The organism is Pseudomonas sp. PS01298, assembly GCF_029959745.1.
Lineage (GTDB): Bacteria > Pseudomonadota > Gammaproteobacteria > Pseudomonadales > Pseudomonadaceae > Aquipseudomonas > Aquipseudomonas aylmerensis.
Window position 1 is genome coordinate 98,198 of sequence record NZ_JASCPP010000002.1, and the last position, 18,525, is coordinate 116,722.

Genomic DNA, 18,525 nt, shown 5'->3' on the forward strand with positions numbered 1-18,525 from the left:
CCTTGCGGGCGGGGAATCCCTTGTTTTTCCTCAAGGAGATTCCCATGGACCGTTCCCTCATCAAATCCATGATGCCTTCGCTTGTCGCAGGCCATGTGCCCCGCAACGTGCGGTCGTTCAAGTACCGCGTGTTCGATGATCAGCCGCAGTCCTCAACGCTGGGCTTCGCCATCGATCCCAAGCCCTTCGACGGCAAGGTGGTCGCGGCCAACGACGACGCCATCGTCGTCAAGCTCAAGCCCAGCGAGTTCGCGGTGCTCGATCCCCACCTGATGACCACCGTTCCCAGCGAAGGCGCCAAGGTGCATGTCCAACCGTATGCCCGCCGCCGCTTCGACGGCCTGCGCGCGGACACCCCGGAAGTGATCACCGAGAAGACCGCGGACGGTGTTCCCTACACCATCACCAGGCACATCCTCGGCTCCGCGCCTGCCAAGCTGCCCATCCCCGAGCCGCAGTGCATGGAACTGGGGCAGCTCATCCAGCAGTTGGAGGAAATGCCGGCTCCCGACGGGTTCCGGCGCATCACCCACATGCTGGTCGATGCGGGTGCCCGCGACTTCACCTGGGTCGATCCGAAGCCGTCCAAGATCATCGAGACACCCCCGGCGATCAGCTTCATGGTTTCGACCGCGAAGTTCGAGGGCCAGGTGACGATCCTCTACGACCGCGGCGGCGACACCTACGCGGTGGAACTGCGCCGCGACGGCGAACTGGTCGATCGGCACGACGAGGTGTATTTCGACATGCTCGGTGAAGTGCTGGAGCGGCTTATCGACGACGGGCACTGGCGCCTGATCGACGTGAGCGTCATCGACGCCAAGGCAACCAAGCGGCGCTACGGCTGATCGCAGCCTACCGGCGACTTGCCCCCATAGGCCTTCCATCCATTCGGGTGGAGGGCCTTTTTCTTCAGGAGATCAACCATGTCACTGCGATTCAAAGGTTCCGACCTGCGCCCCGTGCTGGCCGAGGCCGTTGCCAACCAATGCCGCGTCGTCCTCGCCAAGGACCAGGGCGTGTACTTCCTCGCCGAGCAGGGAGAGCGCCGTACCGATGGCCGCGTGAAGCTGCTGGCCTATGCCGTCGGCTGCAACCCGGATACCGACCCGTTTGACGACTGGTGGGAATTGGCGCGCGCCGAGCTGGGTGGCGACGACTTCGGCGAGTTCTTCGACCCGAAGGAAGGCGTCTTCGCACGCATCCTGCACGGCACGGACGATCTGATGCTGTCCGCCACCACGACGCACCTGTCGCTGGAGGTGGTGCCATCGGTGTAGCGCAACGACTACCACCATCCCCTCACGGCCCCCTTCTTCTTGGGGGCTTCCTTTTTTTCCGCACTGCGGCCTTCGCCGCGTGCGTGCTCGTCTCCGGCCGCCATGGCCCGCCGCGTCGGCTCGCCCGCCGACATGCCCACGGAGACGATCACATGCACGACCCGTTCAAGATCACCCAGCCGACCTGCATCAGCTTCTCGGGTGGGCGCACCAGCGCGTTCATGCTCTGGCGCGTGTTGCAGGCCAATGGCGGCCTGCCTGCCGACACCGTGGTCTGCTTCGCCAACACCGGCAAGGAGGTGGAAGCGACCCTGCGCTTCGTGCGTGACTGCGCTGAGCACTGGCACGTACCGATCCACTGGCTCGAATACCTGCGCACGGAGCCGGGCTTCACGTTGGTCGATTTCGACCGAGCCAGCCGCCAGGGCGAGCCGTTCGAGGCGCTGATCCGCAAGCGCCAGTACCTGCCCAATCCCGTTGCGCGGGGCTGCACGACCAGCCTGAAAATCCGCCCGATGCACCGCTTCCTGCGGCATCTGGGCTGGACGGATTGGGACCAGATGATCGGCATCCGCGCCGACGAGCAGCGCCGTGTCGCCAAGATTCGCACACGCGGCCACTCCACCGAATCGACGCACGAGACGATGTGCATGCCGCTGGCGGACGCTGGCGTCACCGTGCGCGACGTGGGCGCGTTCTGGCAGGCGCAGCCGTTTGACCTCGACCTGCTGACGGTGAACGGGCGCACGCTCGAAGGCAATTGCGACCTGTGTTTCCTGAAACCACGCGGGCAGCGCCTCGCTCTCATCAAGGCCCGGCCCGAGGCCGCGGTGTGGCGGATTCGCATGGAGTCGCTGAACCTGGCGAGCAAGCCCAGCGGCGCTCGGTTCCGCGCCGACGGTCCCAGCTACGCTGACCTGGCACGCTTCGCCGCCGACCAGGGCGATCTGTTCGACGCCGCTGAGGAACCGATCGCCTGCTTCTGCGGTGATTGACGGCCATGGACGAGCCATCGCCATCGCCATCGCCATCGCCATCGCCATCGCCATCGCTGCGAATGCTGCCGGTCTCCCTGCGCTGCGCCAACGCCTTCGTGCAGGAGCACCATCGCCACCACCGGCCGGTTCAGGGGGCGAAGTTTGCCCTGGCGGTCGCGCTGTCCGGCAGCGACGCCATTTGCGGTGTGGCCATCGTCGGCCGGCCGGTTGCCCGCCACCTGGACGACGGCTGGACACTCGAAGTCACCAGGCTTTGCACTGATAGCGTGTCGAACGCCTGCAGCAAGCTCTACGGCGCGGCGTGGAAGGCGGCCAAGGCCCTGGGTTACACGCGGCTGATCACCTACACCTTGCCCGAGGAAGGCGGTGCCAGCCTGCGCGCCGCCGGCTGGCACCTGCTCGGTATGCGCGGCGGCGGCGCCTGGAACCGCCTCAGCCGTCCCCGCGCCGGCACCCCCGACCACCTGCGCGGCCGCAAGTGCCTGTGGCAGGCGCCAGGCGGCGCGGACAAAGGGAAACACCCGGATGCCGATTGATTGCTGCCTCGCGCGCGAGGCCCGGCCATGCTGACCCCATGCCTGCTGACGTTGTCAGCGACATGCCAGGCAACCATCGGTCTTCGAGGTTGCCGCGCAGTTCCCACTGCGTGACCGAGCCAGCTCGCACCGCATCCATCCGCGAGCGGCCACCAGTCTCTGGTGGCGGATGCTTTCGCCTTATCAACCCACCGCGGGGTTACGCACCTTTCCCCGCATGCGTGGGGCCGGTGTGTCTCCGCTTCATCCCTATGGAGATTCACCATGAGCACCACGTCCAACGAGAAATCGTATTTCGACCTCCACACCTCGGGCATCGGCTACATCCAGCGTGCCCGCGAGGTTCCCGTCCGGGGTGGCCGCCGCGCGCAGCCCTTCCTGGCATGCACCATCGCCGCACTGGTCGGTTCCGCCAAGGACCCCAGCTACCGCTACTTCGACGTCAAGGTCTCGGGTGCCGAGGCCAAGCAACTGGTCGAGCGCTACATCGGCGTTGACGATCCCAAGCAGCGGCCGCTGGTGCGCTTCCGCCTCGGCGACCTCTGGGGCGATGCGTACATCCGCGACAAGGGTGAGCACAAGGGCCAGGCCGCCGCGTCTCTGAAGGCGCGACTGCTGAAGGCCGAGCCGCTTGACCGGGCCGAACTGGCTTCGATCAAGCAGCACGAGCTGATCACCCGCGGCATCGGCTACCTCAGCCGTCCGAAGGACGTCTCCCCCAAGGATGGCGATCCGTTCCTGTCTTGCTGCGTCGCGGCACTGGCCGGGCCTGTCGGTGAACCGGAATATCGGTACTTCGACACCATCGTCGCCACCCCTGAAGCCGAGCACCTGGTTCGCCGGTGCGTGCAGGCCATCGAAGGGGACCGCAAGGTGCTGATCGCCTTCCGTCTGAACGACATGAAGATCGATCCGTACATCCGCACCAAGGGCGAGCGCGCCGGGGAACCGGGAGCGAGCCTGGAATCGACGCTGGTCCACATCGGTCTCATCAAGATCGACGGCACTCAGGTCTATCCGACGAGCCAGGCGCAAGCCGAGGCGCCGCAAGCCGAGGACGCACTCGCGCCCGAAGCCGAGGTTGCCGCCGACACCACTGCCGACCAGCCTGTCGAGCCCGCCGAACGCGAGCCCGCAGGTGAAGTCGAGGAGCAGGAGCCGGCATTGGCTGCTTCGTTCTGATCCGGCATGGCCCCTCACGGGGCCTTGCCTTTTTCCTATTCCCCAAGGAGAACCATCATGGCAGTCACATCGGCGCCCGAGCAATCGGGTTCGCCCATCACCGTCCCAGGCCAACTCACGCTGCGCACGATCCGCGGAAGAAACGGCCCTTTCAACGTCGGCCGACTTGTCACCCCCATCGGCAAGTTCGCGGTGAAGGATGCGGAGCTGGAGCAGTACCCCGAAGGCAAGTACGACGGGGAGTTCGTCATCCGCTACATCTTCCCGAAGTCCTATCCCGTCGGCGACGGCATGCGGTTCGAGATCCGTGCCAACCTGGACGGGATGACGCTCAACGGCATCGACAAACTGAGCCGTGACGAGGCTCGCAGCTTCACCACCCAAGAAGTCGATCCGCTCGATGAAGAGCTGAGTGCGCAGCCTGCGGCAACGCCGGCGAAGCCCGCGAAGGCATCCAGACCCGCCAAGCCCGCACCCGTGCAGGCGTCCGCGGATCCGCTGGTCGATACCACGCCTTTCGGCATGGATGCGCCGACGCCCGCCGCGGCTGCTGCCGCTGGTAGCACCGAAGATGGCGACGCCGCACTGTTCGGGCTGCTCTGGCCGCTGGGAGAGTCCGTGAAACTGGATTCGACCATCGACCGCCGCGCCCTGCGCGCGCAGATCGCCCGCCTGGGTGAACTGGGCTACGCGCTGGACTTCAAGACGCAGGAGTGGAGCCGCCAGGCCGAACTGCAACCTGCGTGATCGCAGACGCCGCATCCGCGGTGTTCTTCATCCACCCGCCGGGGTTCCTTCCCCATGCGGGGGCGGCCTCGGCTTTCTTCTGGAGGTCTCCATCATGTCCACCATCGTTTGCGATGCACCTCATTCCACGCTGGACGAACCTGCGTGGCGCGCTGTCTGCAAGACGGCTGCCGAGCAAGCCCAGCGTGGTTGCGGCCTGTCCTGGGATCACTGGGTCACGCTTTTCAGTTCCGAGATCGACGCGCAAGCCAGTCGGTTGCCGGTAAGCCAGCGGGCTCAGGCCCTGGAAATCGCGACCCAGGATTGGGACTACGCAACACCTGCCGAACGGCAGGAAACCCAGGAGTGGAACGCTGCGAACGGCTACTGCTCCCATGGCATCGAACTGGGCTACTGCCCGGCCGGTTGCGGTTCCTAGTCCGCACCGGACTCCATCGCCGCACGCGCGGCATTCCATCACCCGCTGGGGGCTCTCCCCCACGGGGAGGCCTTCGGCTCCATTCTTCAGGAGGCCTCTCATGGGCTGGTACTTCTCCCCTCAATCGCGATCTGAACTGATCGCGGAACTGATCGCACCGCAAGAGACCGAGCGCGCCAGCGTCAAGGTCATCGCCCACGCGCTGCGCGGCAACGTTCTCTGGTCCGTCGCGGAAGTGACGGCCAAGGTCGAAGGTGTGCATCGTCATCTGGCACCAGGCCAATCCCTGCGCTACATCCGCTGCGATCTTCTCGAACGCAGCGGCGGCCAGTGGGGCTACAAGCCGCTGGACGAGTCCATGCACCCGTACTACTACTCGTGCCCGCTGTCCTATCTGGACCTCGCACCGGAGCAGTCCGCCGACTGGCGTGCAGGCGTTCGCGCCTACCATGCGCGGCGGCTCACACCCACGGCACCTGCGGCACCCACCGCAGCGCTGATGGCCTGAGCCAGGAGGAACCGACATGGACCCGATCCTGGCGGCGCTCCCGCCCTCGCTGCTGAAGCTCGTCGAAGGGAGTTTGTCCAACGACGAAGTTTCTTCCGAAGAGGAAATGCTGGAGTACTTCATCAGCAACGGCCTCACCGAAGAACAAGCGCGGCAGGCACTGACCTACCGCGACCAGTACCTCAACAACATCTACCTGGAGGGCTTCACGCCAATCACTTCGGTAGATGAGGCGCTTCACTTCAACCCGCACACCCGGCAGTTCGAGCCGGACTGAGCGGTTTTCTTCCACCCCCTGGGGCAGCACTTGCCCCAGCGGGCGGTGCTGTTCCCGTTCATCCGAGGACACCACCATGCCCGCAAACACTTCTTCCACCACGCTGTATCGCATCGACGAATGCTCCGACGTGATGGCCGACGCTTGCGTCGGCGATGACCAGGGCAATCTGATCTTCCTGTCGATCTGGGCGCGCGACACCGCCGTCCAGCAGTTCCTCGCTCGTCTGACCCTCGGGCGCGACGAACAGGGCTTGGACCAGTTCCACGTCATCACCGACCAGGGCAGCAGCGTCCCGGTGTTCGTCAGCAACGTCGATCGCCTGGAAAAACGCATGACCCGCGCCTACCGGCGAACGCTGTTCGGTTCGCTGTCCAACGTGTGGCTGTTCGATCGCCGCTGCGTGAAGCCCGACAAGGCCAACGCCAGCGCACTCGCACTTCTCCCACGCGGTAGCGCCCACCGGCTTGACCGCCTGTGGACGCTGGTGCGGGACACCTGCCCGTTGCCGCTGCTCGATCACTGGCGCGAGACCGTGCTGGAACTGCTGCAAACCCGCGAGATGCTGGCTCGTCTTCCGTTCGCCCTCGGGCCGCTGGAAGGCCATCGGCTCGCCATCGACGTGCCGGCGCTGACCCTGGCGCTGGGCTCCCTGATCCGCAGTGACGTGCTCACCGCCTATCCCTATCCGGCCAAGATTTGGACGCCGGAAGTGGTAGCGGCTTGACCCACCCGTGGAGGCACGCCTTGGCGTGCTTCCGCCTTTCATCCCCGCCAACCAGGAGACTTCCATGGCCCTCATGTTCCCGCGGCTCGCCCGCAATTTCGCCAAGAACGGGTACTACCCGACCGACGAACCCACGCTCGAAAGAGCCCTCAACGCACTGATGCCCAGCGATGGGCCGATGTGCATCCTCGATCCCTGCGCCGGCGAAGGCGTGGCGATCGCCGAAGCCGCTCATGTCCTCGGGCGCGAACAGGCAAAAGCGTTCGCCGTCGAGTTCGACGCGGAGCGGGCACGCCATGCCCGCGGCCTGGTCGATCACTGCCTGCACGCGGATCTGATGGACACGATGATCTCCAAGCAGTCCTTCGGGCTGCTCTGGCTCAACCCGCCGTATGGCGATCTGTCCAAGGACGTCAACGGCAACATCGGCTATCAGGGCCAGGGCCGTGCCCGCCTCGAAAAGCTGTTCTACCAGCGCAGCCTGTCGCTGTTGCAGTACGGCGGCGTGCTGGTCTTCATCGTCCCTGGCTACGTGCTCGACGCCGAGCTGGTCGGCTGGCTGACACGCCACTACACGGACCTGCGGATCTACCGAGCGGTGGAGACGCAGTTCAAGCAGGTGGTGATCTTCGGCCGCAGGGTGCGTCAGCGCGAGCTGGCACCCGATGGTCTCAAGGCCGTGCGCAATCTGCTGCTGCAGGTTGGGCTTGGCGAAGTCGAAGCCGAGGAACTGCCGAGCGAATGGCCGTTCCGGCCGTACATCGTCCCCGCCAGTCCGGCCGAGCCGGAGCATTTCTTCCGCGTGACGATGGAGCCAGAGCAGTTCGCCGATGAGGTTGACCGGCTCCAAGGCCTCTGGCCGTCGCTGGACACGCATCTGGGGGCCGCGCAGCAGAAACTGCGTCCGCCAGCGCGTGCCTTGACTCCTTGGCATCTCGCCTTGGCTCTGGCTGCGGGTGCGATCTCGGGGGTTGTGCGCTCCAAGACCGGGCGCGTGCTCGTCGTCAAAGGTGACACCCACAAGGACAAGACGCTCCAGCGGGAATTCACCGAACGCGAAGACGGCTCCATCGCCGAGACCCGCATCCTCACCGACAAGTTCGTGCCCGTCATCCGCGCGTGGGACATGACGCCCGGCTCCGCTACACGGGGCGAGGTCCTGACCATCCGTTAATCCACCGGACGCGCCGCCGTCCTGCAGTACCACATCGAAGGAGAAACCCCCATGTTCTCAAGCCTGTTCAAGCGGCCCGCGCCGCAGAAGCAACCGTTGTTCGCACCAGGTACGTTGCAGCTGAGCGAGAAGGTGCATTGGCTGGCCCGCAAAGGCCTGATCGATCCCTTGGCCTATGTCCAACGCCATGTGCGCGGTGACTGGGGCGAGACCGACGAGGCGACCCGCCAAGCCAACGATGTCGCAATCCGGGGGGACGATCCGATGATCTCCCACTTCAGGATCACGCCCGAACTGGTGTTGATCGTCAAAACCAGCGAGGACCACCGCACCACGGTGATCCAGCTTCCCGAAGAACGGGACATGATCTGACAGCACCATCGTGGTCTTCATCCCCCTGACGGAGCCACTTCACTCCGCGAGGGGTGTCGTGGCTCAATGACCCATCAAGGAGGAGCCCATGGCATCACATCGCATTGAAACCTACTGCCACAGGCTGGCGTTTCCAGTCGGTGCGCTCATCTTCAGCAGGGGCATCGATCGCCTGGTCCGCACGGGTCGCCTCGACCCGATCCCGTACTTCAGGCGCCACACCCGTGGCGACTGGGGCGACGTCAACCTCCAGCAATGGCAGGCCAACAGCACTGCACTCCAATCCGGTGCATCGCTGGAATCCCGCTACGTGATCCATCCGGGGCTGGCCATCCGCATCGTCACCGATGCGCAGCGCAGCGCCACCGTCATCGTGCTGCCGTCCGAAGACTGAGCACGATTCACCAGCAGGCCGCCACGGCCGGCAACTTCGACCACCTCGGCCAAGCGCCGATTTCCTTCCCACTGCGGGGCATGCCATTGCCCCGCTGGGGTGGTGCATGCCCCATTTTTCATTGGAGCATCACCATGTCCCTCGATCTCGAAACCACTGCCGCTGAAGCCGCGCCCGTACAGGGCGAACTGCTCGATGCGGAATCTTCCCCTCTGACCCTGAGCCTTCAGGATTTCGTCGGCGAGTTCGGCGACGAACTGCTCGACGCCCTCAACAGCGCCAACCCGCCGGTCTATAACGGCCAGCCGCAGGCGCACCGGCAACTCGTCGTCGCCAGCCTCAAGCGCAAGCTGTTCCCGGCCCAGGCCGAAGTCGTCCACGCCGCCGCCGAGCTGCTGATCGATCGCGGCGAACGCGCCGCGATCGTCAATGGCGAAATGGGTTGCGGCAAGACGACCGTCGGCATTGCCACGGCCGCTGTGCTCAACGCCGAAGGCTATCGCCGCACCCTGGTTCTCTCGCCACCGCACCTTGTTTACAAGTGGCGGCGAGAGATCCAGGAGACGGTGGCGGGCGCCAAGGTGTGGGTGCTCAATGGGCCGGACACGCTCGTCAAGCTCATCCAGCTGCGCGAGCAGTTGGGCGTGCAGCCCACGGGCCAGGAGTTCTTTGTCCTGGGGCGCGTCAGGATGCGGATGGGGTTCCACTGGAAGCCCGTCTTCACCCAACGGCGCACCCGCCACGGCAACGTGGCGGCGTGCCCGGACTGCGGAACGGTCATCACCGACCTCGACGGCGAGCCGGTCAACCCGGTCGCGCTCCAAGCCGAGGAGTACCGCAGGAAGTGCAGCCATTGCGCTGCGCCCCTGTGGACACTGATCCGCCCACGCAGCCTGTCCGGCAGCGACCAGTCCTCGGCCGTGCTGAAAGCCCTCAAGCGCATCCCGACCATTGGGCAAGTCACCGCGCAGAAGCTGATGCAGAAGTTCGGCGACGGGTTCCTGGCATCGATGCTGGGCGACAACATCCATGAGTTCATCAACCTCATGGACGGCAACGGCGAACTGGTTTTCTCTGACCGTCAGGCCACGCGCATGGAGCGTGCAATGGCCAACATGGAGTTCGGCTTTGGCGAGGGCGGCTACCAACCGTCCGAGTTCATCAAACGCTACCTGCCGCAAGGCACGTTCGACCTGTGCATCGCGGACGAGGCACACGAGTACAAGAACGGTGGCAGTGCCCAGGGCCAGGCCATGGGCGTGTTGGCGGCGAAGGCTCGCAAGACCCTGCTGCTGACCGGCACGCTGATGGGTGGCTACGGGGACGACCTGTTCTACCTGCTGTTCCGAGCCCTGCCTGGGCGGATGATCGAAGACGGCTATCGCCCGACTACGAGCGGCAGCATGACGTCGGCGGCAATGGCGTTCATGCGCGATCACGGTGTCCTGAAGGACATCTATTCCGAGAGCACCGGCACGGCGCACAAGACGGCCAAGGGCACCAAGGTATCGGTGCGCACGGTCAAGGCTCCAGGCTTCGGGCCGAAAGGGGTCTTGCGGTGCATCTTGCCGTTCACGATCTTTCTCAAGCTCAAGGACATCGGCGGCAACGTCTTGCCGCCGTATGACGAGGAGTTCCGTGAAGTTGCAATGGACTCGGCGCAAGTCGCGGCCTACCGCGACCTGGCGGGTCGGCTGACCGCAGAGCTGAAACAGGCTCTGGCACGACGCGATACGACGCTGCTGGGCGTGGTGCTCAACGTGCTGCTGGCCTGGCCGGACTGCTGCTTCCGGTCGGAGACCGTGGTGCATCCGCGCACGCGCAACACCTTGGCGTTCGTCCCGGCTCAGTTCAACGAGTTCGAGGTGACGCCGAAAGAGCGCGAGCTGATCGACATCTGCAAGGAAGAGAAGGCGCAGGGCCGCAAGGTTCTGGCCTACACGGTCTATACCGGCAAGCGCGACACCACGTCGCGCCTGAAGGTGCTGCTGGAGCAGGAAGGTTTTCGGGTGGCGGTGCTGCGCGCGAGCGTGGATGCCAGCCGCCGCGAGGACTGGATCGCCGAACAACTGGACCGTGGCATCGACGTGCTCATCACCAACCCCGAGCTGGTCAAGACGGGCTTGGACCTGTTGGACTTCCCGACGATCGTTTTCATGCAGTCGGGCTACAACGTGTACTCGCTCCAGCAGGCGGCACGCCGCTCCTGGCGCATCGGACAGAAACAGCTGGTGCGCGTGATCTACCTCGGCTACGCCGGTTCCTCGCAGATGACCTGCCTGGAGCTGATGGCCAAGAAGATCATGGTCTCGCAGTCCACATCGGGCGACGTGCCCGAATCGGGCCTGGATGTGCTCAACCAAGACGGTGATTCCGTCGAGGTCGCACTGGCCCGGCAGCTGGTCGCTGCCTGATTCCCATGCCATCACCGGCTCAATGCCGCCGGCTCTCTGTTGTTTCCGCTTGCAGCCACGCCCACGGTCTCCGTGGACGTGGCTGCGCTTTCACTGGCTCCCTCGGGGGCCATTTTTTTGCGTAGTCGCGGTCGGCAAATCGGGCGCTGCCTGGTTCGCATTGTTTGCTGCCGCTCGCGGCCCGAGCGGCGATGGTGAGGGCTCGATGTTTCAGGACGACGCGCCATGTGCCCCTCTCCACCCTGGTTTCACCATCCCGAACGCCGCCTGCTGGCGGGCTTTCTCGGCCTGCTTTGGTCCGTACTGGCTGGCGGTTGCGCGACGACGAGCGCGCCGGTCGCGCCCGACACTATCGAGGAAGTCTCGGCCGCGCCCATACCCGAGGCGCCCGAGTACATCCCCGTCGTGCGCTACGGTCGCTACACCCTCGTGGAACTGGCACCGACAGCAGCGCAGCGCGACCTGCTGTTACAGACCATCGACGTGTCGATGCCCGAGGATGCCCGCGCCACGGTCGGCGACGGGCTACGGCATGTGCTCAAGCGCAGCGGTTACGGCTTGTGCCAGACGGCGCACGCGGTGATCGAGCTGTACGCACTGCCGCTGCCAGCGGCGCACCTGCACCTTGGCCCGATGACCCTGCGCGATGCGCTGCTCACGCTGGCTGGTCCGGCCTGGGAACTGCACGCGGATGACCGCGCACGGCAAATCTGCTTCGAGCGGCCCGGCGACAGCATGACCGCCGACAACGCACCCGCGTCGCCCGCCACCGAGGCGGCGCAGACGTTCCCACTGGCGCCCCCGGCATCGGAAGGCCAGCCATGAACGCCCCGCAGCCCGCCCATCGTTCAACCGCCGCGGTGGTGGTGCAGAGCCTGATGTGGCTCTGGCTGATCGGCCTCAGTGTCCTCGTGGCCATCGGCTACCAGGCCATGAACGACCAGGCCGACCAGAAGCGCCTCGATTCCCGCCTGCAGCGCCTCGAAGCGCAGACAACAGGCCTGGCCGAGACCGTCGAGGCCATCCAGCAGCGTCCGGCCGTCGCCACGGCGGCAGACCTCAAAGACACCCGCCAAATCCTGGAAGCACGCGCGGCCCAGGTCGAGCAATCGCTGAGCGCCTATGCCGCCGACGACGACCTTCAGGCACTGCGCGCCGAAGTCGAGCAAGTCAAGGCGCGGCAGACCGCTGCGCGCGCCGCTGCACCCGTCCAGCCGCGCACCGGGAACAAGCCCACCGCCAAGCCCGAACCACCGCCGCTCCCGTTCCGCATCGTCGGTGCCGAACTGCGTGCCGGCGAGCGCAGCGTGTCCGTCGCGCCGAGCAGTGGCGACTTCACGCCCGACCAGCTTCAGGTGCTGCTACCCGGCGATGCGGTCGGCCCGTGGCGCTTGCAGGCCGTCGAGGGCAACACCGCGGTGTTCCAGGCCGGCGACCAGACCCGCCGCGTGGCGATTCCCTGACCGGAGCAGATCGCATGAAGCCATCGATCATCTTTTCCGTTCTCCTGCTGGCGTCCACCCAGTGGCCTGCCTGGGCCCAGCAGCCCGCCACGGCTCCCGCCCGCAATGCGCAAAGCCAGGAGCGCCCGCTGGCCGCCCGCACCCTGGACGACCGGGTGGCGAGCGACTGGGGCCTGCAACCGCAGGAATGGGCGCGCTACCGCGAATTGATGGACGGGCCGCTGGGCATCTACTCGCCCAACCTGGACCCGCTGTCGGCCCTGGGCATCGAGGCCCGCACCGACGAGGAACGGCGCCGCTACGCAGAACTGCAGGTGCAGGTCGAGGCGCGCCGCGTCGAGAAGCTGCTTGCCTATCAGCGCGCCTACGACGAGGCCTGGCAGCGCCTGAACCCCGGAATGCAGCGGGTGAACCTGCCGGACGACAAGCCGGTCGCTGGCGCCACGCACGGCTCCGGCCGCATGGCAGTGTTCGTCAAGGACGGCTGCGTGGCCTGCGGCCAGCTCGTGCAGCGCCTGCAATCGGCGGGCGCCGAATTCGACCTGTACATGGTCGGCAGCCGCCAGGACGACGCGCGCATCCGCGACTGGGCCAAGCGCGCGAACGTCGATCCAGCGCGCGTGCGCAGCGGCAGCATCACGCTCAACCACGACGGCGGCCGCTGGCTAACCTTGGGGGTGCCCGGCGACCTGCCAGCGGTCGTGCGTGAGGTGAACGGCCAATGGCAGCGCCAGCCGTAGCCGCTCTCCTGCGCGCACTGGTGCTCGTCGCTGGCTTCTGCGCCTGCGTCGCCCAGGCCCAGGAGGTTCCGCCACCGGCCTACCAGCTCGCCGCGCAGCACGCAGGCATCCCCTCGACAGTGCTCTACGCCGTGGCCTTGCAGGAAAGCGGCATCCGCCGTAATGGGCGCATCGTCCCGTGGCCGTGGTCGCTCAATGTCGCCGGCCAGTCGCGCCGCTATGCGACCCGCGCCGATGCCTGCGCGGGCCTGCAGCAGGTGATGCGCTCCACGCCGCACACGCGCATCGACGCGGGCCTGGGCCAGATCAACCTCGGCTACCACCAGCAGCGCTACGCCAGCGCGTGCGACCTGCTGGACCCGTACCGCAACCTCGCCATCGCCGCCGAGATCCTGCGCGAGCAGCACACCCCCGGCGAGGACTGGTTGCTGGCGATCGGCCGCTACCACCGTCCTGCGGGCGGTGAGCCCGCCGCCCGCTATCGCCGCAGCGTGTCGCGCCACCTTGCCCGCGTGCAGGGCGCGCGCGCAACCGCCGCGGTTCTTGCCGCACGCCAGGAGACATCCCCATGAAGAAATCCCATCTGGCCTTGCGGGGCCTGCTCGTATTGCTGGCGGGTCTGCCGCTGGCCTCGCTCGCCGGCGAGCCGCTGATCGTGGTCGAAGACCGCGGCGGCGCGTCGGCGCTGCCGTACTACGAAGCCCTGAACCTCCAGCCGCGCGCCAACGCGCCGGCCCGGCCGCCGATCCCGACGCCACAGGTTCCCGCCACGCCGGCAGACGAGGCCGCGATGCTCCCGGTACGCAGCGCCAAGCTCACGCCCGGCACCGTCGCGCGGCGGGTCATCGAGGCTCCGGGTCTGCGGCCTTTCGCGGTCGTCGGCGACGACGAAACTTCCCGGGCCTGGCTGCGCCGCCAGGCGGCAGCGCTGCGCGAGCGCGGCGCGGTCGGCCTGGTGGTCAACGTCGAGACCGTGCAGGGCCTGGCGCGACTGCGCGCCCTGGTGCCCGGCGTACCCCTCGCGCCCGTGTCCGGCGACGACCTGGCCGAGCGTCTCGGCCTGCGGCACTACCCGGTGCTGATCACGGCCACCGGCATCGAGCAATGAAGCCATGTCGGGGAAACAGCCGGTCGAGGTGCTGCTTCGCCCAGCGGTGGAGCTATATACCGTCGCGGCGTGTGCAGGCGCCGCGTTTCTGTCCCTGGTGGCCCCCTGGTCGCTCGCGCTGAGCCCCGCCATGGGCGTCGGCGGTGCGTTGGCGTTCGGTGCCTACGGCGCCATCCGCTACCGCGATGCCCGCGTCATCCTGCGCTACCGGCGCAATATCCGCAGGCTGCCGCGCTACGTGATGACCAGCAAGGACGTGCCGGTCAGCCAGCAACGGCTGTTCGTGGGGCGCGGGTTCCTGTGGGAGCAGAAGCACACCCATAGGCTCATGCAGACGTACCGGCCGGAGTTCCGCCGCTACGTCGAGCCGACACCGGCCTACCGGCTGGCGCGACGGCTGGAAGAACGGCTGGAGTTCGCGCCGTTCCCGCTGTCCCGGCTGTCGAAACTCACCGGCTGGGACGTGCCTTTCAACCCGGTGCGGCCGCTGCCACCTGTGGGTGGCCTGCCGCGCCTGCACGGCATCGAACCCGAGGAGGTGGACGTCAGCCTGCCGCTGGGCGAGCGCGTCGGCCACTCACTGGTACTGGGCACCACGCGCGTCGGCAAGACCCGGCTGGCCGAACTGTTCGTGACGCAGGACATCCGGCGCGTGAACGCCGCGGGCGAGCACGAGGTGGTGATCGTCATTGACCCCAAGGGCGATGCCGATCTCCTGAAGCGGATGTACGTCGAAGCCCTGCGCGCGGGCCGCGAAGGCGAGTTCTACGTCTTCCACCTGGGTTGGCCGGACATCTCCGCACGCTACAACGCCGTGGGCCGCTTCGGCCGCATCAGCGAGGTGGCCACCCGCGTCGCGGGGCAGCTTTCCGGCGAAGGCAACTCAGCCGCCTTCCGAGAGTTTGCGTGGCGATTCGTCAACATCATCGCCCGCGCCCTGGTGGAGCTGGGACAGCGGCCCGACTACATGCTGATCCAGCGGCACGTCATCAACATCGACGCGCTGTTCATCGAGTACGCCCAGCACTACTTCGCCAAGACCGAGCCCAAGGCCTGGGAGGTGATCGTCCAGATCGAGGCCAAGCTCAACGAGAAGAACATCCCGCGCAACATGATCGGGCGCGAGAAGCGCGTGGTGGCGCTGGAGCAGTACCTCTCGCAGGCGCGCAACTACGACCCGGTGCTGGATGGCCTGCGCTCGGCGGTTCGCTACGACAAGACGTACTTCGACAAGATCGTAGCCAGCCTCTTGCCGCTGCTGGAGAAGCTCACCAGCGGCAAGATCGCGCAGCTCCTGGCCCCGAACTACTCCGACCTGGCCGACCCGCGCCCGATCTTCGACTGGATGCAGATCATCCGTAAGAGGGCCATCGTCTATGTGGGCCTGGATGCGCTCTCCGATGCCGAGGTTGCCGCAGCGGTCGGCAACTCGATGTTCAGCGATCTCGTGTCGGTCGCCGGGCATATCTACAAGCATGAGATCGATGACGGGCTGCCGGGCGCATCGGCCGGTGCGCGCGTGCCGATCAATGTCCACGCCGACGAATTCAACGAGTTGATGGGCGACGAATTCATCCCGCTGATCAACAAGGGCGGCGGTGCCGGCCTGCAAGTCACCGCCTACACGCAGACCCTCTCGGACATTGAGGCCCGCATCAGCAACCGCGCGAAAGCTGGTCAGGTGATCGGGAATTTCAACAACCTGTTCATGCTGCGCGTGCGCGAGACCGCGACCGCCGAACTGCTGACCCGGCAATTGCCGAAGGTCGAGGTCTATACGACCACCATCGTCAGCGGTGCGACCGACAGCTCGGACATTCGCGGGGCGACGGATTTCACGTCGAACACCCAGGACCGCATCAGCATGTCCAGCGTGCCGATGATCGAGCCGTCGCACGTCGTCGGCCTGCCGAAAGGCCAGTGCTTCGCGCTGCTGCAGGGCGGCCAGCTTTGGAAAGTGCGCATGCCGCTGCCGGCGCCGGACCCGGACGAAGTGATGCCGGCAGACTTGCAGCAACTGGCCGGGTACATGCGCCAGAGCTACAGCGAAGCGACGCAGTGGTGGGAGTTCACCAGTTCCCCGGCCCTGCAGGACACGCGCCTGCCCGACGACCTGCTGGATGACGCCGCTGCGGCCGAACCTCCCGCGGTGACCACCACCACCGGCGATGGCTCCGGCAACGAGGCCTCGCCATGAAGGACGCCGCCTCGACTGCGCAACGGGAGCAGAACCAGCGTCAGGGCCTGATCGTCGGCACCATCACCTTGCCGTTTCGGCTGCTCGGGGTGCTGATCGGCTCACTGCTGTTCTCGATCGTCGTGGAGTGCGTCGGCATGCACCTGTTCTGGAAGGACCAGGGCTGGCGGCACTCGCAGCAGATGTTGCAGTACGAACTGGGGCACCTGTCCAGCCACTTCACGCGCAGCGTGGTCGTGCAGGAACCGGGGCGCACGGCGCACGAGTTGGTGGACACCGGCTACGAATGGGTATTCGTTCGCTCTGGGCTGCTGGAGCGCATGAGCCAGACCGCCGAGCGCGCCCGCGCACCCAGCCACGGGCAGACACGCAACTTCCGCTACTACATCAGCCAGGTCTATGTCTGGACCGAGAGCTACCTGATCGCCGCGGCTTTCACGACGCTCACGTTCCTCGTGCGCCTGCTGGTCCTGGTGCTCACGTTGCCACTGATCTTCACTGCGGCGTTCGTTGGCCTGATCGACGGTCTTGTGCGGCGGGACGTGCGCCGGTTCGGCGCAGGCCGGGAATCGGGCTTCATCTACCACCGCGCGAAGGCGAGCCTGATGCCGCTGGCCGTGCTGCCGTGGGTCACCTATCTGGCCTTGCCGATCTCGGTGCATCCACTGCTAATCCTGTTGCCGAGCGCCGCCTTGCTGGGGCTGGCGGTATCCCTGACCGCGGGGAGCTTCAAGAAGTACCTCTGAAGTAGAGCACGCCGCGCAGCGCTGATGCTCAGGCCTTCATCCGCGCATGCACCTGCTCCCAGGCCTGCGCAGCGCGCACCTGCGCTTCCTGCATTTCGGCTCGGATCAACTCGGTCATCTCGGCGTGGCCGGCTTCCGCTTCCTCCCAGATGAAGTACCGGCGCATCTGGTGCGTCACACCATCCACAAAGACCATCGTCTCGAACAGGAGTGGATCGCCACCAAGTCCGTGGTTGTGGTCCAGCCCAAGAAAGACCGTGAAGATACAGACGTCATCGATCCAGGTCTCCACCACGCGCCGATCAGCTACTGAAAACCAGGCGCCCCACTCGGCAATGCTCTCGCACGGCACGGCACGGCACGGCACGGCACGACGACCGTCCAGCGTGTAGTGCATGTGGCAAGGGAATTGGGGAAGCGGCATACTGAAAGAGTACCCGAAGGCGCTTGCGCTCCCAAAGCCGACGCCAGTTTCTCGCCACGCTGACGCGGCGTTCTTTCCCGCTCTCCAGACCCTGAGACCGAGCGCAAGTCCATCAATCCGGGCATGCGCGAATTCCTATTGTTTGCGGCCTAAAAGCCCCTCGCTGCCCACGATCAAGCCATTGCTGATCACACAGGAATGGCGCGATGTTGGCTCCGATCTGGCAGCGCGCCGCGCATCGCGGCGTGCCCATTTTTCTCGTGACGGCCCTGCTGCTGGGTCAGTGCCCGATGGCGTTGGCCGAGTCCCCCGCACAGCGCCAGGAGCTGGTCGCCGCGCTGCGCCAGCTCGACGCGCTGGAGCGCACCGTCGCCGACAGCGCCGCGCGTGCCCCCATCCAGCCGGGCGAGCGCTACCACTTCGATTACCCGCGGTTGCTGGCTGACCTGGCGCGCGTGCGCGCCGGCATCCGGACCCATCTCACACCGTCGCGTGCCCAGCCGCGCGACCCCTCCGAACTGGCCGGCGACTACCGCACCGAGCGGTCCGCTTCGCCATCGCCGAGGACTACGGAAGCCAAGCAATGAACGGCGCCCAGGTCTCGGCATTTCAAGCCAACAGCGGCATCGCGCCTTCGGTGATGGCGACCGTCCTGGTCGGCGCCGTGTTCGCGGTCCTGCTCGCCTGGGGCGTCTGGGCCATCCGAACGGCCTACGTGGGGTGGGCAGAGAGCCGCCTCAACCAGCGCCAGTTCCTCGGCGTCTGCATCCGCTTCGTCGCGATGTACCTCGTCCTGAGCTTCTTCCTTCTCTCCTGAACC

Annotated in this window: 24 protein-coding genes; 23 read left to right on the plus strand and 1 reads right to left on the minus strand. The window is 66.3% G+C overall.

All coding sequences use genetic code 11. The annotated features are described in order from the left end of the window. The first annotated feature begins 44 nt into the window (after nt 1–44). The 21 genes from QMX97_RS01635 to QMX97_RS01735 all read left to right on the plus strand — a co-directional run bounded on the left by QMX97_RS01635 (nt 45) and on the right by QMX97_RS01735 (nt 17,281). Nucleotides 45–848 carry a hypothetical protein gene (locus QMX97_RS01635; RefSeq protein WP_034032936.1) on the plus strand — a complete coding sequence of 268 codons (804 nt, stop codon included), beginning with the start codon at nt 45–47 and terminating at the stop codon, nt 846–848. A 78-nt stretch (nt 849–926) separates the two neighbouring features. Then, nucleotides 927–1,280: a DUF3085 domain-containing protein gene (locus QMX97_RS01640; RefSeq protein WP_034032935.1), complete on the plus strand. Its 354-nt coding sequence runs from the start codon at nt 927–929 to the stop codon at nt 1,278–1,280. A 152-nt stretch (nt 1,281–1,432) separates the two neighbouring features. Further along, nucleotides 1,433–2,275, plus strand: coding sequence for a phosphoadenosine phosphosulfate reductase family protein (locus QMX97_RS01645; protein ID WP_034032933.1), 843 nt, complete (start codon nt 1,433–1,435; stop codon nt 2,273–2,275). Nucleotides 2,276–2,280: 5 nt separating this feature from the next. After that, entirely contained in the window at nt 2,281–2,814 is a 534-nt protein-coding gene (locus QMX97_RS01650; RefSeq protein ID WP_052156700.1) for an XF1762 family protein, read from the plus strand. A 264-nt stretch (nt 2,815–3,078) separates the two neighbouring features. Then, complete coding sequence (locus QMX97_RS01655) at nt 3,079–3,996, plus strand: DUF3577 domain-containing protein (protein ID WP_034032927.1); 918 nt, start codon at nt 3,079–3,081, stop codon at nt 3,994–3,996. A 57-nt stretch (nt 3,997–4,053) separates the two neighbouring features. Beyond that, nucleotides 4,054–4,743, plus strand: coding sequence for a DUF3275 family protein (locus QMX97_RS01660; RefSeq protein WP_034032925.1), 690 nt, complete (start codon nt 4,054–4,056; stop codon nt 4,741–4,743). A 94-nt stretch (nt 4,744–4,837) separates the two neighbouring features. Then, nucleotides 4,838–5,161: a hypothetical protein gene (locus tag QMX97_RS01665; RefSeq protein WP_034032923.1), complete on the plus strand. Its 324-nt coding sequence runs from the start codon at nt 4,838–4,840 to the stop codon at nt 5,159–5,161. 100 nt (nt 5,162–5,261) lie between these two features. Continuing rightward, the gene (locus QMX97_RS01670; protein WP_034032921.1) at nt 5,262–5,669 is read left to right on the plus strand and encodes a hypothetical protein; all 408 of its coding nucleotides are present in this window, start codon (nt 5,262–5,264) and stop codon (nt 5,667–5,669) included. 16 nt (nt 5,670–5,685) lie between these two features. After that, a complete protein-coding gene (locus tag QMX97_RS01675; RefSeq protein WP_034032919.1) occupies nt 5,686–5,946 on the plus strand; it encodes a hypothetical protein in 261 nt (86 codons plus the stop codon). A gap of 76 nt (nt 5,947–6,022) precedes the next feature. Further along, nucleotides 6,023–6,673: a hypothetical protein gene (locus QMX97_RS01680; protein ID WP_034032918.1), complete on the plus strand. Its 651-nt coding sequence runs from the start codon at nt 6,023–6,025 to the stop codon at nt 6,671–6,673. A gap of 40 nt (nt 6,674–6,713) precedes the next feature. Beyond that, entirely contained in the window at nt 6,714–7,847 is a 1,134-nt protein-coding gene (locus QMX97_RS01685; protein WP_263062284.1) for a DUF6094 domain-containing protein, read from the plus strand. Between the two features lie 51 nt (nt 7,848–7,898). Further along, a complete protein-coding gene (locus QMX97_RS01690; RefSeq protein ID WP_034032915.1) occupies nt 7,899–8,219 on the plus strand; it encodes a hypothetical protein in 321 nt (106 codons plus the stop codon). Between the two features lie 88 nt (nt 8,220–8,307). Continuing rightward, nucleotides 8,308–8,613 carry a hypothetical protein gene (locus QMX97_RS01695; RefSeq protein WP_034032913.1) on the plus strand — a complete coding sequence of 102 codons (306 nt, stop codon included), beginning with the start codon at nt 8,308–8,310 and terminating at the stop codon, nt 8,611–8,613. A gap of 134 nt (nt 8,614–8,747) precedes the next feature. Further along, a complete protein-coding gene (locus QMX97_RS01700; protein WP_034032910.1) occupies nt 8,748–11,027 on the plus strand; it encodes a helicase-related protein in 2,280 nt (759 codons plus the stop codon). A 225-nt stretch (nt 11,028–11,252) separates the two neighbouring features. Beyond that, nucleotides 11,253–11,852, plus strand: a complete 600-nt coding sequence (locus QMX97_RS01705) for a PilL N-terminal domain-containing protein (RefSeq protein ID WP_034032908.1) — start codon at nt 11,253–11,255, stop codon at nt 11,850–11,852. Then, entirely contained in the window at nt 11,849–12,490 is a 642-nt protein-coding gene (locus QMX97_RS01710; RefSeq protein WP_034032907.1) for a hypothetical protein, read from the plus strand. The genes QMX97_RS01705 and QMX97_RS01710 overlap by 4 nt, the downstream gene beginning before the upstream one ends. 14 nt (nt 12,491–12,504) lie before the next feature. Continuing rightward, entirely contained in the window at nt 12,505–13,230 is a 726-nt protein-coding gene (locus tag QMX97_RS01715) for a TIGR03759 family integrating conjugative element protein (RefSeq protein ID WP_034032906.1), read from the plus strand. Then, nucleotides 13,212–13,802, plus strand: a complete 591-nt coding sequence (locus QMX97_RS01720; protein WP_034032904.1) for a transglycosylase SLT domain-containing protein — start codon at nt 13,212–13,214, stop codon at nt 13,800–13,802. Before QMX97_RS01715 ends, QMX97_RS01720 begins: the two co-directional genes overlap by 19 nt. Then, nucleotides 13,799–14,338, plus strand: a complete 540-nt coding sequence (locus QMX97_RS01725) for an integrating conjugative element protein (RefSeq protein WP_034032903.1) — start codon at nt 13,799–13,801, stop codon at nt 14,336–14,338. The genes QMX97_RS01720 and QMX97_RS01725 overlap by 4 nt, the downstream gene beginning before the upstream one ends. 4 nt (nt 14,339–14,342) lie before the next feature. Continuing rightward, on the plus strand, nt 14,343–16,535 hold the full coding sequence (gene traD, locus QMX97_RS01730; RefSeq protein ID WP_282395723.1) for a type IV conjugative transfer system coupling protein TraD: 2,193 nt from the start codon (nt 14,343–14,345) through the stop codon (nt 16,533–16,535). Beyond that, complete coding sequence (locus QMX97_RS01735) at nt 16,532–17,281, plus strand: TIGR03747 family integrating conjugative element membrane protein (RefSeq protein ID WP_034032899.1); 750 nt, start codon at nt 16,532–16,534, stop codon at nt 17,279–17,281. The genes traD and QMX97_RS01735 overlap by 4 nt, the downstream gene beginning before the upstream one ends. Before the next feature lie 28 nt (nt 17,282–17,309). Here QMX97_RS01735 and QMX97_RS01740 read toward each other — a convergent pair whose 3' ends face one another. Beyond that, nucleotides 17,310–17,705: a hypothetical protein gene (locus QMX97_RS01740; protein WP_034032897.1), complete on the minus strand. Its 396-nt coding sequence runs from the start codon at nt 17,703–17,705 to the stop codon at nt 17,310–17,312. A 206-nt stretch (nt 17,706–17,911) separates the two neighbouring features. On the opposite strand from QMX97_RS01740, the gene QMX97_RS01745 reads away from it, so the two are divergent. Both QMX97_RS01745 and QMX97_RS01750 read left to right on the plus strand, forming a co-directional pair. After that, a complete protein-coding gene (locus QMX97_RS01745) occupies nt 17,912–18,292 on the plus strand; it encodes an RAQPRD family integrative conjugative element protein (RefSeq protein ID WP_034032896.1) in 381 nt (126 codons plus the stop codon). Beyond that, the gene (locus QMX97_RS01750; RefSeq protein ID WP_034032894.1) at nt 18,289–18,522 is read left to right on the plus strand and encodes a TIGR03758 family integrating conjugative element protein; all 234 of its coding nucleotides are present in this window, start codon (nt 18,289–18,291) and stop codon (nt 18,520–18,522) included. Before QMX97_RS01745 ends, QMX97_RS01750 begins: the two co-directional genes overlap by 4 nt. The last annotated feature ends 3 nt before the right edge of the window (nt 18,523–18,525 follow it).

Bases quoted from the DNA above. Each gene is read 5' to 3' on its own strand.
- QMX97_RS01635 (WP_034032936.1), top strand. From the start codon at position 45: ATGGACCGTTCCCTCATCAAATCCATGATGCCTTCGCTTGTCGCAGGC.
- QMX97_RS01640 (WP_034032935.1), top strand. From the start codon at position 927: ATGTCACTGCGATTCAAAGGTTCCGACCTGCGCCCCGTGCTGGCCGAG.
- QMX97_RS01645 (WP_034032933.1), top strand. From the start codon at position 1,433: ATGCACGACCCGTTCAAGATCACCCAGCCGACCTGCATCAGCTTCTCG.
- QMX97_RS01650 (WP_052156700.1), top strand. From the start codon at position 2,281: ATGGACGAGCCATCGCCATCGCCATCGCCATCGCCATCGCCATCGCCA.
- QMX97_RS01655 (WP_034032927.1), top strand. From the start codon at position 3,079: ATGAGCACCACGTCCAACGAGAAATCGTATTTCGACCTCCACACCTCG.
- QMX97_RS01660 (WP_034032925.1), top strand. From the start codon at position 4,054: ATGGCAGTCACATCGGCGCCCGAGCAATCGGGTTCGCCCATCACCGTC.
- QMX97_RS01665 (WP_034032923.1), top strand. From the start codon at position 4,838: ATGTCCACCATCGTTTGCGATGCACCTCATTCCACGCTGGACGAACCT.
- QMX97_RS01670 (WP_034032921.1), top strand. From the start codon at position 5,262: ATGGGCTGGTACTTCTCCCCTCAATCGCGATCTGAACTGATCGCGGAA.
- QMX97_RS01675 (WP_034032919.1), top strand. From the start codon at position 5,686: ATGGACCCGATCCTGGCGGCGCTCCCGCCCTCGCTGCTGAAGCTCGTC.
- QMX97_RS01680 (WP_034032918.1), top strand. From the start codon at position 6,023: ATGCCCGCAAACACTTCTTCCACCACGCTGTATCGCATCGACGAATGC.
- QMX97_RS01690 (WP_034032915.1), top strand. From the start codon at position 7,899: ATGTTCTCAAGCCTGTTCAAGCGGCCCGCGCCGCAGAAGCAACCGTTG.
- QMX97_RS01695 (WP_034032913.1), top strand. From the start codon at position 8,308: ATGGCATCACATCGCATTGAAACCTACTGCCACAGGCTGGCGTTTCCA.
- QMX97_RS01700 (WP_034032910.1), top strand. From the start codon at position 8,748: ATGTCCCTCGATCTCGAAACCACTGCCGCTGAAGCCGCGCCCGTACAG.
- QMX97_RS01705 (WP_034032908.1), top strand. From the start codon at position 11,253: ATGTGCCCCTCTCCACCCTGGTTTCACCATCCCGAACGCCGCCTGCTG.
- QMX97_RS01710 (WP_034032907.1), top strand. From the start codon at position 11,849: ATGAACGCCCCGCAGCCCGCCCATCGTTCAACCGCCGCGGTGGTGGTG.
- QMX97_RS01715 (WP_034032906.1), top strand. From the start codon at position 12,505: ATGAAGCCATCGATCATCTTTTCCGTTCTCCTGCTGGCGTCCACCCAG.
- QMX97_RS01720 (WP_034032904.1), top strand. From the start codon at position 13,212: ATGGCAGCGCCAGCCGTAGCCGCTCTCCTGCGCGCACTGGTGCTCGTC.
- QMX97_RS01725 (WP_034032903.1), top strand. From the start codon at position 13,799: ATGAAGAAATCCCATCTGGCCTTGCGGGGCCTGCTCGTATTGCTGGCG.
- traD (WP_282395723.1), top strand. From the start codon at position 14,343: ATGTCGGGGAAACAGCCGGTCGAGGTGCTGCTTCGCCCAGCGGTGGAG.
- QMX97_RS01735 (WP_034032899.1), top strand. From the start codon at position 16,532: ATGAAGGACGCCGCCTCGACTGCGCAACGGGAGCAGAACCAGCGTCAG.
- QMX97_RS01740 (WP_034032897.1), bottom strand. From the start codon at position 17,705: ATGCCGCTTCCCCAATTCCCTTGCCACATGCACTACACGCTGGACGGT.
- QMX97_RS01745 (WP_034032896.1), top strand. From the start codon at position 17,912: ATGTTGGCTCCGATCTGGCAGCGCGCCGCGCATCGCGGCGTGCCCATT.
- QMX97_RS01750 (WP_034032894.1), top strand. From the start codon at position 18,289: ATGAACGGCGCCCAGGTCTCGGCATTTCAAGCCAACAGCGGCATCGCG.